This window comes from Mesorhizobium sp. M1006 (assembly GCF_040318825.1).
Lineage (GTDB): Bacteria > Pseudomonadota > Alphaproteobacteria > Rhizobiales > Rhizobiaceae > Mesorhizobium.
The window spans coordinates 1-15,058 of the sequence record NZ_JAMYMZ010000002.1 but is presented as its reverse complement, the minus strand read 5'-3'; the positions used below and the strand labels follow the sequence as shown (position 1 = coordinate 15,058).

At 61.8% G+C, this 15,058-nt stretch carries 12 protein-coding genes; 3 read left to right on the top strand and 9 right to left on the bottom strand.

From position 1 onward, the window contains the following. Positions 1-9: 9 nt before the first annotated feature. From NKH60_RS01745 to NKH60_RS01730, 4 genes are read right to left on the bottom strand one after another with little or no spacing between them, the layout of a single operon-like run. Positions 10-930 carry an ABC transporter permease gene (locus NKH60_RS01745; RefSeq protein ID WP_352470630.1) on the bottom strand — a complete coding sequence of 307 codons (921 nt, stop codon included), beginning with the start codon at positions 928-930 and terminating at the stop codon, positions 10-12. Next, positions 927-1,793 carry an ABC transporter permease gene (locus NKH60_RS01740; RefSeq protein ID WP_352470704.1) on the bottom strand — a complete coding sequence of 289 codons (867 nt, stop codon included), beginning with the start codon at positions 1,791-1,793 and terminating at the stop codon, positions 927-929. The genes NKH60_RS01745 and NKH60_RS01740 overlap by 4 nt, the downstream gene beginning before the upstream one ends. Before the next feature lie 19 nt (positions 1,794-1,812). After that, complete coding sequence (locus NKH60_RS01735) at positions 1,813-2,415, bottom strand: ANTAR domain-containing response regulator (RefSeq protein ID WP_352455770.1); 603 nt, start codon at positions 2,413-2,415, stop codon at positions 1,813-1,815. After that, positions 2,412-3,539: a transporter substrate-binding protein gene (locus NKH60_RS01730; RefSeq protein ID WP_352470631.1), complete on the bottom strand. Its 1,128-nt coding sequence runs from the start codon at positions 3,537-3,539 to the stop codon at positions 2,412-2,414. Before NKH60_RS01730 ends, NKH60_RS01735 begins: the two co-directional genes overlap by 4 nt. 522 nt (positions 3,540-4,061) lie before the next feature. Between NKH60_RS01730 and NKH60_RS01725 the strand changes: the two genes are divergently transcribed. The 3 genes from NKH60_RS01725 (at position 4,062) to NKH60_RS01715 (ending at position 9,200) form a co-directional block, all read left to right on the top strand. Next, the gene (locus NKH60_RS01725; protein WP_352612440.1) at positions 4,062-5,177 is read left to right on the top strand and encodes a hypothetical protein; all 1,116 of its coding nucleotides are present in this window, start codon (positions 4,062-4,064) and stop codon (positions 5,175-5,177) included. Positions 5,178-5,555: 378 nt separating this feature from the next. Continuing rightward, positions 5,556-6,650, top strand: a complete 1,095-nt coding sequence (locus NKH60_RS01720; RefSeq protein WP_352470633.1) for a branched-chain amino acid ABC transporter substrate-binding protein — start codon at positions 5,556-5,558, stop codon at positions 6,648-6,650. 81 nt (positions 6,651-6,731) lie between these two features. Next, positions 6,732-9,200 carry an adenylate/guanylate cyclase domain-containing protein gene (locus NKH60_RS01715; protein WP_352470705.1) on the top strand — a complete coding sequence of 823 codons (2,469 nt, stop codon included), beginning with the start codon at positions 6,732-6,734 and terminating at the stop codon, positions 9,198-9,200. 280 nt (positions 9,201-9,480) lie between these two features. Here the strand turns inward: NKH60_RS01715 and nadE are convergent, their stop codons facing one another. The 5 genes from nadE to NKH60_RS01690 all read right to left on the bottom strand — a co-directional run. Next, the gene (nadE, locus tag NKH60_RS01710) at positions 9,481-10,488 is read right to left on the bottom strand and encodes an NAD(+) synthase (protein ID WP_352470634.1); all 1,008 of its coding nucleotides are present in this window, start codon (positions 10,486-10,488) and stop codon (positions 9,481-9,483) included. Beyond that, on the bottom strand, positions 10,485-12,047 hold the full coding sequence (locus tag NKH60_RS01705) for a class I adenylate-forming enzyme family protein (RefSeq protein ID WP_352470635.1): 1,563 nt from the start codon (positions 12,045-12,047) through the stop codon (positions 10,485-10,487). The genes nadE and NKH60_RS01705 overlap by 4 nt, the downstream gene beginning before the upstream one ends. A 22-nt stretch (positions 12,048-12,069) precedes the next feature. Further along, positions 12,070-12,333, bottom strand: a complete 264-nt coding sequence (locus NKH60_RS01700) for an acyl carrier protein (RefSeq protein ID WP_352470706.1) — start codon at positions 12,331-12,333, stop codon at positions 12,070-12,072. A 19-nt stretch (positions 12,334-12,352) separates the two neighbouring features. After that, positions 12,353-14,290 (bottom strand): asparagine synthase (glutamine-hydrolyzing), encoded by a 1,938-nt coding sequence (gene asnB / locus NKH60_RS01695; protein ID WP_352470636.1) that lies wholly within the window; start codon positions 14,288-14,290, stop codon positions 12,353-12,355. A 185-nt stretch (positions 14,291-14,475) separates the two neighbouring features. After that, positions 14,476-15,058: NAD-dependent epimerase/dehydratase family protein (locus tag NKH60_RS01690; protein WP_352870946.1), on the bottom strand; the 583-nt coding region annotated here is incomplete at its 5' end.

Below are 15,058 nucleotides of genomic sequence, written 5' to 3'. Positions count from 1 at the left end.
TCTTGGTTTTCATCTGAGCTTGATGCGTGGATCGATGAACGGTGCGACAGTGTCGGCCAGGAGATTGCCGAGCACGATGGCAAAGGCCGAAACCAGGGTGACCCCCATGATGATCGGAATGTCGATGCGCTGAATGGCCTGCCAGGCTAGCTGGCCGATGCCTGGCCAGCCGAACACGCTTTCGACAACCACGATGCCGCCCATGAAGATGCCGATATCGATGCCGATCATGGCGATGACCGGCAGGATGGCGTTGGGCAGCGCGTGCCGGAGGATAATGGCGCTGCGTGCAAGACCCTTGGCACGCGCGGTACGCACGTAGTCCTGGCGCAGCACGTCGATCATCGACGAGCGCATCATGCGGGCGTACCAGCCGGCGCCGAGAATTCCCATGGTCAGCGACGGCAGCACCAGATGACGCCAGGTGCCGTAACCGCCGATCGGGAACCAGCCGAGCCGCACCGCGAACACATAAAGCAGCATCAGGCCGACGACGAATTGCGGCGCCGAGACGCCAACGAAGGAGGCGACCATCAGCGACTGGTCGGTGGCGGTGCCACGCTTGACGGCGGCGATGAGGCCCATCGTCAGCCCGATCACGACTTCGCAGGCAATGGCGCCGACCATCAGCAGCAGGCTTGCCGGCAGCCGCGAGACGATAAGCTCCGTGACCTCCGAGCGCTGAATGTAGGAGCGCCCCAGATCGCCGCTGAGAAGGCTGGTCAGATAGTGCCAATACTGGACGACGAAGGGCTGGTCGAGGCCGAGCTGCCGGCGGATGTTTTCGACCGTCTCGGGTGTGGCGCTGCGGCCGGCGATCTGGCGGACGGGATCGGCGGGCAGCAGGTAGAGCAGCGCAAAGGTGATCAGAGAGACGCCGAGCAAGATGAGCACCGACTGGACAACGCGGCGGCCGAGATAGGCGATCATGCCCGCCCCCTTTGCGTCGGATCGAGGATGTCGCGCAGTGCGTCACCGATCAGGTTGAAGGCCAGCGCCAGTGCCAGGATCGCCGCACCGGGAAAGAAGACCAGCCAGGGCGCGGCCTGGAAATAGGTCTGGTTCTCGAAGATGATGTTGCCCCATGACGCGGTCGGCGGTTGCACGCCGATGCCGAGATAGCTGAGCGTCGCTTCGAGCAGCACCGTGGTCGAAATACCGAGCGTGCCCCAGACGATGATCGTCGGCAAAAGATGTGGCAGGATATGGCGGAACAGGATGCGTGGAGCGCTAGCGCCGATGGTGCGCTCGGCATCGATGAACTCGCGTTCGGAGAGCGAACTTGTCTCGGTGTAGATGACGCGGGCGGTCTGCACCCAGTTCACCAATGCGATCACCATGGCGACGATCCACAGGCTCGGCTGGAGCACCGCCGCCAGGCAGATGGCGAGCAGCAGCGCCGGGAAAGCCATCATCAAATCGGTGAAGCGCATAAGCGCGCTGCCGATCCAGCCGCGGAAATAGCCGGCGGTGATGCCGACCAGCGTGCCGATCAGAAGCGCCACGCCATTGGCGACGATGCCGATGATCAGCGACGTGCGCGCGCCGAATAGGAGACGGGTCAGCAGGTCGCGGCCAAGCAGGTCGGTGCCCAGCCAGAACTGGGCTCCCGGCGGCAGTGGCGCGCCTTCAAGCGTGAGCCCGTCGAACATCTGCTCGTTTGGATCGTAGCCTGTCAGCCACGGTGCAAGAATGGCGCCGGCCAAGACAACGGCAATAATCCCGAGGCCGAGCAAAGCGAGAGGCCGTTTTAGCAGACGTCGCCAGACGCCGGCGCGAGGCTTGGCTGGCATACGCCCGGCGGCCGAAAGCTCAGGCGCGATCGGATTGGTCATCGTCGCCTTCTTCTTGTGTCATCGCCACGATCCTGCGCGCGGCTTCCTCGACACTGATTTGCCAGCTCATCGCCAGCGAGCGGAGCTGCGCATAGGCACGGCCGTCCTCGGCGCCCTTCGACAAGACCTCTACCGCGCGTACGATGGTCTGGCGCTCCGCGACCCGCTGACGAAGCGAGGCAATCTCGCTGGCCAGAAGCTTGCGCGCCTCGAAACTCTGCCTTGCGATTAAAAGTGCGCTATAGACGCCGGCATTGCCGACCGGTTTCAGCAACTGCGCATCGGCCTTGTGCGACAATGCCCATTCGACGCGCCCCGGCGCCTCGGAGCCGATCAGTGCTATCAGCGGCATCGGCGCCTCGCCCGGCTTCCACGGAAATTGCTCGTCAAAGCCGAGATCGACGTCGAAGAAGACGAAGTCCGCCGCCAAGGCTTCGGCCGGCAGTTCCGGCCAGAAGCCAATCGCCTCAAGGCCGATGGCCGACAATTGCCTTGTGATCGCCTGCACGGTCGGATGTGGACGATGCAGGACAAAAGCCCTGGCGCCTCCAAGGTTCGGGATACGCGCCATCTTGCTCACGACACCACCCGCAGGCGTGGCCGCCCGAACGTCTCCGTCCGGTCATAGCGGGAAAGGTAGGGATCGGGTGCCACGCCCTTCGTCAGTGTGACCGTTTTGAACGATGTTCCATCGATACGTCCGATTAGCACCGGCAAGGTAGCATGCTGGGTTTGCTGGTCGATGGCGATGTCGCCCAGCGGCGTTCGAAATGATGTTTCGGAAAAGACCTTGGGAAGGTCCGTCCATTGTGCACCGGGGTTAAGGGTGAGGATCTCGGCGAGCATGCGCACCGAGGCATAAGCCGCCGCCTCGAAGGATGAGGCCGGCATGACGGAAGGCACTGGAACCGCACCGCGATCCGCCCCCGAGATGTCGTGAAAATAGGGCCCAACGGAAAGGTGGCCATCGCCTGCCCCGTTGAGCGCCGGCAATTCGCATTCCGTGAGATTGCAGGACAGGATCGGGCAACGCTCCGGCCTGAAATGCGGGTCGCGCCGGCCAAGCTCCGCATAGGCAGCGATGAAGGCATAAGAAGAAGGGCCGATGAGATTGTTCAGAATGAAATCAGGTCTCGTCGCCTGTATCTCCGCGATCAGCCGCGCAACATCGACCTCGCCGAGCGGCAGATAGCGTTCGCCCAGCACCTTGCCGCCAGCGTCCGCAATCAGGTCGCGCGCCACGCGGTTGGTCTCCCAGCCCCAGATGTAGTTGGAACCGAGCAGGAAGCCATCGGCGCCGAAACGAGGCACGACATAGGCGAGCAGCGGTACGAGATGCTGATTGGGGCAGGCGTGTGTGTAGACGACATGCTCGTTGGCTTCGAAGCCCTCGTACGGGCAGGCGTACCACAGCGTGCCGCCTGCCCTTTCCAGGATTGGAATGACCTCCTTGCGGCTCCACGAGGTGACGCAGCCAATGATGTGACGCGCGCCGCTGTTGGCGAGAATGTCCGCGCAGCCGCTTGCATAGCGATCGATGTTGCCCTGCGGGTCGCGCTCGATCGGGATGAATTCGAATGGGATAGCGAGATCGCCGTTGACGTCGGCGATGGCGTTCATCGCACCCGCACGGCAGGATTCGGACACCAGCCGGTAGTTGCCGGACCGCGAATAGAGAATGCCGATGTCGATATGCCGTTTCAAGCAATGCCTCAAAAATGACAATGCCCCGCAGCCACCGCCGCAGGGCGAGGCATACGAGGCATTCTTGCCGCCCGGCGGTCGGAGCCGGTATTTGTCCTCACCGTATTACGCCCGCGCTCCCAGTCAAGAGCCGCCACGCGAAACTTTGGCCAGCCGAAACGGTTCGGCGCGCAGCACGCAACTCATGCCGCTGGTCGTTTAGAGTCCGCCAGGAACCAAAATTGCTGATGTCCAGCTATGGGGCCCGGACAAACCCGGTTCGCTACCATTCAAAGCAACGACTTTAATATCGGTTTACCTGAATCTGCTAGCAGCAATGACGCCGGTTTTCGTCGGTCAAGCAAAGGGTTCCACCTTGCCGCAGCAATTCAGCACTCCGTTCGGTCACCGGGGCGATGCCAACTGGCCGAGGTTGCACGGCTTCATGGGCGTCGAGTTGGAACGCGCGCCCGATGTTCTCGTGCCTCGCGTCGCCTTGGCCCGGAAGCTCGGTGGATGGGACTTTGGTGGCGGGAGCCGGGCTTGAGCGTCATTCGCGCCTTGCAAGGCGCCGACCTCCCGGCAGTTGCGAACATGTTTCAGCGCGTGCTGTTGAAGGAGAGGACCGAAGCGCCGGCCTCTCTCGTGGAATACATGCAACGGTTTTATCTGGATGCGCCCGGTTGCGCAGACAACCTCCGGTCGCTTGTCCATGTCAACGACGCCGGTCGCGTCTCCGGATTTGTCGGCGTCCACGTCCTGCCGATGACGTTCAACGGCCGACAACTACGCGCGGCCATCTGTAGCTCGCTCATGGTCGAGGACCATGAGCACGACCCGCTGGCCGGCGCCCGCTTGCTGAAAGCTTACCTGGATGGTCCGCAGGACATCTCCTTCAGCGAGACGGCCAACGATATTTCCGTGAAATTGTGGACCCGGCTGCGCGGCGTGGTCCTGCCGCAATACAGCCTTGACTGGGTCCGTGTGATGCGCCCCGCGGCCTTCATGCTCAGCCTTTCCGCCAATCGCATGGCGCTTGCGCGAATGCTCAATCCGCTGGCGCGTGCAGTCGACCGATTTTACTGCAGAAGGATGACGTCCAGCGAACGACGTTGGTCGGGTGTGGCGGTGGACGGGGCAGGCCACGGAGCATTTCGTACATCCGAAATCGACAGCCATGCATTTGCCAGGCTCATCGAACCGTTTACCGCTCAATTCGCCCTGCGGCCTGACTGGACGGAAGATCAACTCGACCACATCCTGACAGATGCGGCACAAAAGCCGGATCTGGGGGAGCTTGTCTACGTTTGTGTGACGTCGCCAGTCGGCACCAATGTCGGCGCTTTCGCCTACTACGCACGGAAGTATGAAATTGGTCGCGTGCTGCAGATCTTCGCCCTCCCCGGCCAGGCGGGCCCGGTGATTGACTGCCTGATCGATCACGCCGCCACGCGCGGCGTCAGCGGCCTGCGCGGACGTATTCAACCTGCACTTCTGGAGGCGATGCTTGGACGACGCATTGCTTTCCTGACCGTTGCCTCAACGGTGGTACATTCACGCGATCCAGAGCTTTTGGACGCGATGAAGAACTCGCAAGTCTTCCTGAACGGCCTTGCGGGCGAGCAGTGGAGCCGGCTTATCGGGAGCCGCTTCAGCTAGAGCGGGATGCGTTCAAGTTGAAGCGGGCATCCCGCTCTAACTATTTATTTTAGGCGCGTTTCCACTTGGCTGCAGAGTGCTTGGGTCAAAACCCAATCACTCTGAACGACCGAGTTCGACCCTTTGCCGTCATCCAGTTGGGAGCGTCGCATGACGCTCCGTGACCCAATCACGACGCTCACTCCGGTCAGTGGTAACGTCCGGATTTGGCGCGCGATTCCGACCTCAGCGAACGAAGTTATGACACGCCATTCCAGTGTATGCTTGCTTCGCCAAATTGGGTGTGCGCTGCAATAGCAGCCCGAGACAGTCGCGCTTGCCGAAGGGGCTGTCGGCTTTGACGGGATTGGCGTAAGCTACAGTTAAGGGGGTGCACACATGCACCGCATCATCGCCATACTGATCTTGGTTCTCGCGGCCGTGTTCAGCTCCGCACGGGCGGAGGTGCTGATCGGCGTCTCGGCTGCGATGACGGGACGGCTCGCCTGGATCGGCGAGCAGGGACAGCGCGGCGCGGAGATGGCAGTGGCCGACGTCAACACGGCGGGCGGCGTGCTCGGCCAGAAGGTGAGGCTCATCTCGGTCGACGACTTCTGCGATCCCGAGCAAGCTGTGGCGGCCGCCAAGAAGCTGGTGGCTGACGGGGTCGTGCTCGTCGTCGGGCATTATTGCTCCGGGGCCTCGATCCCCGCATCAAAAGTGTACGAGGAGGCGGGCGTCGTTGAGATATCCCCAGGCTCGACCAATCCGCAGCTGACCGAACAGGGCCGTGCCAATGTCTTTCGCACCATTGGCCGCGACGACGCGCAAGGTTTCATCGCTGGCAACTACCTTGCCGATCGCTGGGGCAACAAGAAGATTGCGATCCTCCACGACAACTCGACCTATGGGAAGGGTCTCGCCGACGAGACCAGGAAGCAGCTGCACAAGCGGGGCGTGACTGAGGCCGTTTACGACGCATACATTCCCGGGAAGGACGACTATTCGGCCGAGGTCGCTACGTTGCGGACCGCCGGCGTCTCCGCCTTATATGTGGGTGGGTATCATGCCGAGGTTGCGCTGATTGCTCGCGCTGCACACGACAGTGGCTACACGGTTCAGCTCATATCCGGAGATGCTTTGGCGACCGAGGAATTTGCCCTGATCGCCGGCCCCGCGGCGGAGGGGACCCTCTTCACGTTCCCGGCGGACGCGAGGCGAAGCCCCGAAGCGGCCGCGGTCGTTGAGCAGTTCCGTGCGGAGAATTTCGAACCCGCGGGCTACACGCTGTTGAGCTACTGCGCGGTCCAGGTTTGGGCCCAGGCGGTCTCGAAGGCAGGTTCGCTGGAGCCGAAGGCCGTCATTGCGGCACTGCACGAACAGGAATTCGACACCGTGATCGGCCGGGTCGATTTCGACGACAAGGGCGACCTCACGAAGCAGAGCTGGGTTTGGTACGTCTGGCGCGGCGGAGAGTACGTGCCGGTTGAATAGGGTTCGCTGATCGCCGGCGTGCCGGCTGAGATGTCTAGTCTGATGCAGACCAGTGTGGCCGGACTGTTCCGACTCGCCGAGATGCTTGAACGCCTCGGCATACGTGGCCGGCTGTTGCTCGCCTTTTTCGGGATCAGCGCCCTTGCGGTGCTGGCAACGGCTGCGGCGCTTTATGCCTTCCTCCAGGTTGGCGACGTCGTGGACCGAATTACCACGGATCGAGTGCCGTCGGCGCTCGCCTCCCTCCAGCTGTCGCGCCAGGCCGAACGGGTCGCTGCTGCCGCGCCATCGGTGCTGGCAGCGACAAGCAGGGCTCAGCACAGCGAGGTCTCGGCTGCCGTCGCGCTCGAGATGTCCCGCCTCGAGGCCCTGCGCACGGACCTCCGGGATGCCACGTTGGGCACAGTGCCTTTGGCCGAGATTGAGGAAGCCGCGATTGTTCTGAGGCGCAACCTGAAGGAGCTCGACTCTCTTGTTGTCGCCCGGCTCGACGTGGTCGCCCGCAAGGAGGAGCTCCTGAACCGCCTCGCCGCGACGACAACCGGAAGCCAGCGCCTTGTCGCCACCGGCATCCTAGTGATGGATTCCAGGCTGCCGCAATGGCGGGCGGTCGCGGCCGACACGTCGCTGTCGCCCGATCGACGCGCAGCGGCGATGGCCGACCTGGTCCAGGCGATTGCGGCCTACATCCCCCAGCAGAAGGCGCAGCTGGAGATCTCGGCAGTCAACGACGCGCTGGTGAAGGTCGCGAACGCGCCGACGCCGGGCGACCTGGCGTTGATCCTTTTTCCGCTACGCCGTTCGCTCACTGCTCTTGAAAAGGTTTCCACGGAGATCGACGAAAAGCTGCGGACCCGCTTTCGGCAGCGTGTCGATGAGTTCAAGGGCTTGACCGACGGCGAGGACAGCATCCCCAAGGCGCGGGAGGACGAGTTTGCTGTCCTGGCACAGGGCGAAAGGCTTCTGGCCGAGAACAATCGACTGTCGCGCAATCTCACCGCTGGCGTCGATCGCCTGGTCGCCACGGCAGACCAGGAGATCGCTGCGTCCGGTCGCGAAGCCGCGCTCGTCCAGCGCTACGGCACCGCGGTTGTGCTCGGCTCCGCCTTCCTCAGCCTCCTGAGTTCGGTTCTGGTTGTCTGGCTCTATGTCGACCGCAGCCTCCTCGCCCGACTGGGGGCCGTGAGCCAGGGCATGCTCGCGATTGCGGGGGGCAACCTTCGTGCGCCGCTGCCAGCCGCGGGCAGCGACGAAATCGGGCGCATGGCCGAAGCGCTGAGACTTTTCCGGGATACTGCCGTCGAGGTCGAGGAAAAGAACCTGCGCGACGTTGCGGAAGCTCGTCAGCGGCTCATCGATGCCATCGAAAGCATCTCCGAAGGATTCGCTCTGTACGACGGGGAGGACCGGCTCGTCCTCAGCAACAGCCGCTACCGCGAATTGCTCTACGCCGGTCTGGAGACCGAACTGACGCCCGGCACGATATTCGAGCAAATCATTCGCCGATCCGCTGAGCGCGGCTACATCAGGGACGCCGAGGGGCGGGTCGAGGAGTGGGTCGCCGAGCGCCTCTCGCGGCACCGCAACCCTGGCGAACCTTGGGTGCAGCGGCGAGGCGACGGGCGATGGGTCATGATCAGCGAGCGGCGGATCAGCGCCGGCGGCACGGTCGCCGTCTATTCGGATATCACTGAGCTGAAGCAAAGGGAGGAGAACCTCGCCGAGAAATCCGTGGTTCTGGAGGCGCTTTCCAGCAAGCTGGCGAAGTATCTGGCGCCCCAAGTGTATCGCTCGATATTCACCGGCCGCCAGGAGGTCAGGATCGCCAGCCAGCGGAAGAAACTGACAATATGCTTCTCCGATATCGCGGGCTTTACCGAGACCACTGACAAAATGGAATCCGAGGATCTCACCCAACTCCTCAATCACTATCTGACGGAAATGTCGAAAATTGCTTCGGATCACGGCGCTACGATCGACAAATATGTCGGCGACGCGATCCTGATGTTTTTCGGCGATCCCGAGACTCGCGGCGTCAAGGAGGACGCGCTGGCTTGCGCGCAGATGGCACTTGCAATGCAAAAGCGGATTAGCGAGCTTGCCGAAGTCTGGCGGGACATGGGGATCGAAACACCGCTGCGCTGTCGCATCGGCATCCATACCGACTACTGCACCGTCGGTAACTTCGGCAGCGAGGACCGGATGGACTACACGATAATCGGCGGCGCCGTGAATCTCGCCTCGCGCCTGGAGCAGGAGGCGCCGCCGGGGACAATCCTCATTTCCTACGAGACGTTTGCGCAAGTGAAGGACGCAATCGACTGTGAAGAACTGGGGCAAGTCCAGGTCAAGGGGATCGCCTATCCCGTCGCCACCTACCGCGTCATCGATCTGAAGGCCAATTTGGCGGCCGCTCGTCGTGCTGTTCGGACCGAGCTGCCGCACTTCAGGTTGGAACTTGAACCGGAGCTGATGTCCCCTGACGAGCGTGGCGATGCCGCCAATGCACTTCGAGACGCGCTGGATCGGCTTCGTCACAAGCCTGGGTAGTAGGGCTTGGTCCACAACGACCCCTCCCAATGGACACAAGGAGTGGGATGTGGGACGCCGCTCATTGGCGCTGTCGATGCGAAGGCCGCAGAACGGTCGCGGTCAGTCTTCGAACTCGGGCGGAACGTCGGCATCGGAGCCGAGACTTAACATTCACGGCATCACTGGCATGGGTCCGGATATGGCGCAACGTGCTCGTTCTCGCAGATGAGACGAACGGCAACTTCCCGCCCATCTCGGCCATGACGGCGGCCTGGGACGTGGCCGGTCTCGAAGCAGGTCAGGTACCGAGTTCTTCGACTTCCTCGACGAGTTGCGGACGCATGTGCAGATAACGCGTCGCCTTGCGTTTGGCGATGATATCGGCCCAGACGTGTTCCACTTGTGAGGCGGCCAACCCCGCCGCCTGCCCCACCACCTCAGCCGCCACGCCGTTGTTGAGACCGTAAAGGCAAAGATCCATACGGTCATAGGGAAGCGAGAAGTAGAACTCCTCCTGGGTCTGCGCCAGCGAGTAGGTATCGGTGGTCGGAGGCCGGTTGCGGATTTCTTCCGGAATACCGAGATGGGCCGCAAGCGCATAGACCTGTGTTTTATAGAGGTGGGCAATCGGCTTGACGTCCGCGGCGCCGTCACCGTTCTTCACGAAGAAACCCTGATCGTATTCCAGCCGGTTCGGGGTTCCAAGAACGGCGAAGTTCAGGCGATCCGCATGATAGTATTCAATCTGCTTGCGGGTGCGCTGCTTCATATTGGTAGCGGCGACGACGCCGAGATAGACAGGCAGCGGCATTCTCCGTTTCGTCTGCTTGCCCTCCGGGTCTTGCACCACCAGGGACGAGATATTGTAGCCCCCGCCCTCAAGGGCGTTCGCGATCACGATCTTCGAAGCCCAGCCTTCGCCGTATTCCGGGACCAATTCGCGGATGAAGGCGTCGCGACGCCTGTAGCAGCCCATTGCGCGCAGGATCGGCCCGATATCCTCCGTCACAGCCTCGACACCGAAAGTTTCGGCGACGAGGCGGCCGAGCCGCAGACTTTCAGGATCGGAATCGCTTTCCGGCATGAACAGGCAAAGCACATTCTTGGGGCCAACGGCTCGTACCGCCAACGCGACCGACACGCTCGAATCGATCCCGCCCGAAAGACCGAGCACAAGGCCCCGCTTGCGAAGCCCGCGCAACTGCTGGCGCAAGGCCGTTACGATACGGTCCGTTTCGGTGATCAGGTCGATTGCCAGAGCCTGCGCCAGAAAGGTCCGCGCATCCTCGGTCGGGCGAACATTCATTGCGCGGCCTCCATGGTTTCTGCCGCAAGCCGACGGCTGACCTTGCCGGTATCGGTCTTCGGCAGCTCGCGGCGGAACTCGACGACCTTGGGGACCATGAAGTCCTCAAGGTGGCGTGCACAGTGACGTATGATATCCTTTTCGGTAAGCGCCGGGTCGGACCGTACTATAACTGCGCCGATCGCATGCCCGAGCACGGGATCCGGCACACCGACAACCACCGCTTCCGCGATGCCCGGATGAGCGTGAAGCACGGCTTCCACTTCCTTGGGCGCCACCTTCTCTCCCCGCGACTTTATGATGTCGTCCTTGCGGCCGACGAAATAAAGAAAGCCTTCCTCATCGGCCCTGAAAAGATCGCCGGTGTAGAGAACCTTCTCCCAAGGGTTCGGACCCCGGCGCAGGGCTCGTGCCGTCGCAGCTTCGTTTCGCCAATAACCCTGCATGACGTGCGGCCCGCGAATGACCAGCTCACCCGCTACGCCCGGCGGCACCCGTTGCCCCTCGTCGTCGACGACAAAGGCTTCGGTGTTCGGAATGGCTATTCCGACCGAGCCCGGCCGGCGGTCGAGCTCCTCGGGCGGCAGATAGGTGCAGCGCTTGCATTCCGTCAGGCCATACATCGAATAGAGCCTGACACCGGGGAAAAGGAACCGAAGGCGTTCGATGTGAGGCGGCGGCAAGGCAGCCGCCGTGTTGGAAATATAGCGAAGGCTGGGCAGGAAGCCCGGCGCCAGGTCCCTCAACTGCAGGATCATCGCTGCCATCGTGGGCACGAGCGGAAGCCCGGTGACGCCTTCCTGGCGGATGCGTTCAAAGACCGCCTGGGGAAAAGCGAAGGACTTCTCGAGCACGAGCGTGGCGCCGAGCCTGACGGCCATCAGCAATTGATAGAGGCCGTAGTCGAAAGCGAGGGGCAGAACATTCAAGATGATGTCGTCGGGCGAGTTGCGCAGGTAGTTGGTGATGGAGTCGGCCGCCGCGTCGCAATTGCGGTGCGTCATCATCACACCCTTGGGCCGGCCGGTCGAGCCCGAGGTGTAGATCAACATCGCAAGATCGACGTCAACGCCGCGATGGTCAATCTCCCTGACTTGGACCGTCAAGCACTCCGCCAGGGATGTGGCCCCTGCCGGGCATTGGCTATCGGCAGCAACGGTGGAAGCCACGAAGATGCCGGTCTTGCCGGAGGACGTCTCGCCGGAGGATCCGGACGCCTCGGCGACCACGGGCATCAGTCTTGCTTGCGTGAGGATCGCGGCGGCATCGCAATCGGCGATGATGTAGGCTAGCTTTTCGGCCTTGGTGGATGCGTTGATCGGACTGAAAGTCGCGCCTGCTTTAAGAACTGCGAAAATCGAAACCGCAGCCTCCCAGCAATTGTCCATGAAGATCAGCACCCGGTCGTCGCGCCTGACGCCATTCAAAAAAAGGGCGGCGGCCAAGCGGCTCGAGAGATCGTCCAGCTCTTTGTAGCACAGCCTTTTGTGCTCGGTGATCAATGCCGTTTTGGCTGGATGGGCAGCGGCCTTCGCCGTCAGAAAATGTTCGATCCGCACGGACGCTCCTCACCGATGGCGCCTATGCTGCCAGCGCTTCTGCTTTTGCCTTGACGAAGGCTGAGATACGGTCAATCGAATCCAGATTGGCCGGTACGATGTCGGCATCGACCATCGCTATGCCAAAATCATCCTCTATGAATGCCACTAGCTCCAACACGGCCGTCGAGTCGATGATGCCGTTCTCGATCAGTGATGCGGTGTCTGCAAGCTCGTAGGACGTGTCGCCGAACAGGAAGTTGTCGACGATAAAGGTTTTGACCTTGTCCTTGATTGCTACCATGATTTTTCATTCCCTCGATTTCTCAGGCCGCTCGTGCTTCACCGACCTTTTCGCCGGTGAAAATCTTCTGCCACAGTTGCGCCGACAAAATGCCGACGAAAGCCGCATTGTCGCGGAATCCGGACGCTGGCTGCAAGCGGCATTTCTCGTGCAGGTTCGCCACCGCCTTGGCGTTGAATAGTCCTCCGGAGGCGATACTCGCCTCGCTCAGCGAGTCGCGTACGTAGTCCAATTCTCCGGCTCCCACGAAGGAGCGGGCTTCCGGCGCCCGGTAAGGCTGTTTGGTGCGCTCGCGGATGGCCGTCGGAAGCAGGTGCTTGGCAGCTTTGCGCAATATGTGTTTTTCCACCAGTCCCTTCAGCTTCATCTCCGGCGGAAGTCTTGCCGCAAACTCCACCAAGCGATGGTCAAGGAAGGGGAACCGCCCTTCGATACCGTGCGCCATGGCCATGCGATCGCCCTGGCTGGAGAGGATGTAGCCCGGCAGGAGGAAGCGGGTTTCTAGATATTGCGCCTGATGCAGCGGATGCCACCGGGAAAACGCCTCAGGCAACCGGCTGGCCAGGTCCTCGGCTGCGTCATACCCCTTCAATGTCGCGCGCAGGTCACCGGAAAAGAACATCTTCGCCGCTGATGTGGTCTTGAAACGCGGCCGATGCGAGAACAGCGGATCGTCCAGGGCAGCGCTGCCGGTTCCGAAGAACGCAGCCAGGTACTCCACGGACTGCTGTTGCAGGCCCGGCAGATAGGGATAAAGCTTGCGGAACAGTTGTGGCCTTATGCGCGATGCCGGCTGTCGCGCGCAGAAACGGCGAACCCGCGCTTCCTTGAAGACATCATAGCCGGCAAAGACCTCGTCGGCGCCTTCGCCTGTCAGCACTACTTTCAAACCGGCCTGGCGAACGAGGCCGGACAGTTGATAGAGGGGGGCTGGGGCCGTGCGGATGATCGGCCGCTCGGTAAAGCGGATGACTTCGGGAAACGCACCGGCGATATCGCCGGCACGACACGCAATGGTTCGATGGCGTGTGCCAAGTGCTGACGCCATTTCGGTCTGGAAGGCGCTTTCGTCATGCTCGCCGCTGTCGAACGTCACGGAAAATGTCTGCAGCTTAAGAGGAGTCATGCCGGCCGCGAGTGCCGAAACGAGGGATGAATCGAGCCCGCCCGAAAGGTAAGAACCGACCGGCACGTCGGCGCGCATCCGAAGCCTCACCGCGTCGGTCAACAGGGCCTGCAGTTCCTCGGCCGCGTCGTCCTCATTGGTGATCTTCGATGGCCTATCCGGATACGGGTAGTCTAGGTGCCAATATGGTTTGACCGTGACTTGCCCCTGTGTCGCGATCATCACGCTTGCCGGCTCCAGCTCGTGGATGTTGCGGAAAGCCGTGCGTGGAGCGATCGGCGCCCACAGCGTAAAGATCTGGTCGAGTGCAATTGGATCGATTTCGGCCGAGACGCCGGGTACCGTCAGCAGGGCCTTTATCTCCGACGCAAAGTAGAGCACCCCGTCCTTGCTGGTGTAGAACAGCGGCCGAACACCCATGCGGTCTCTTGCAAGCACCATCCGCCGCCGCCGGTTATCCCAAATCGCGAAGGCGAAATCACCGTTCAGGAGCGACAGACAGTCTTCGCCCATCTCGTCATACAGCTGCAGGAGAACCTCTGTGTCGCTCGACGTGCGGAAGCGTCGGCCCTTGGCCAGCAGCCCTTCGCGCAATTCCACGTAGTTGAAGATCTCGCCGTTGAACGCAACCGTCAAATCGCCGGTTTCGTCGGACATCGGCTGCTGGCCATCACCAATCCCAATCACCGACAGCCGCGCATGCCCAAGTCCAGCCTCGGGCGCTACGAATTTCCCTTGTTCATCCGGCCCGCGATGGGCGATCGCAGACGTCATGCGCGCAAGCAAAGCTTCCGCATCCCGGACTGAACCGAAATAGCCCCCGAATCCGCACATCCACACAGCTCATACTGAACAGCAAGCCACGAAACATAGCGGTCATAAGCGCCTCAAAGGTTAATCGGATACGTTTCAGCGAGCATGTGGTTAACAGGATGTTAGGACAAAATGATGCTTTTTGCGGACCGACTTGCGCCCCACTTCAGATGTCAGCTTGAAGGCATCACGGCGAGCGGTGCAAATCACTGCTTCGAGTACGGCCGGTACCAGTCGACAAACTTCTTCAGCCCGTCCTCTATCGAAACGCTAGGCCTGAAGCCGAAATCCCGCTCCAGCGCGGTCATGTCGGCGTAGGTCTTCTCGACGTCGCTCGCCTGCATCGGCTCGTTGTGGCGGATTGCCTTGACCTTGAGCAGCCTTTCCAGAATGTCGATGAAGTCGCCCAGACGCACCGGCCGGTTGTTGCCGACATTGTAGAGCCTGTTCGGCGGAACGTCAGCCGCCGGCGGCTTGTCGAGCACGGCGACAACCGCCTTCACAACATCGTCTATGTAGGTGAAATCGCGCCACATTTCGCCATTGTTGAAGACCCGGATCGGCTTGCCCTTGAGCATCGCCTGGGTGAACATCCAATAGGCCATGTCGGGACGGCCCCAGGGACCGTAGACCGTGAAAAACCGCAGGCCGGTCTGCGGTATGCCGAACAGATGGGCGTAGGTGTGGCTCATCAACTCATCGGCTTTCTTGGTGGCGGCGTAAAGCGAAACGGGCTTGTCGACCTGATCGGCTTCGCTGAACGGCACGCTGCGGTTGCCGCCATACACC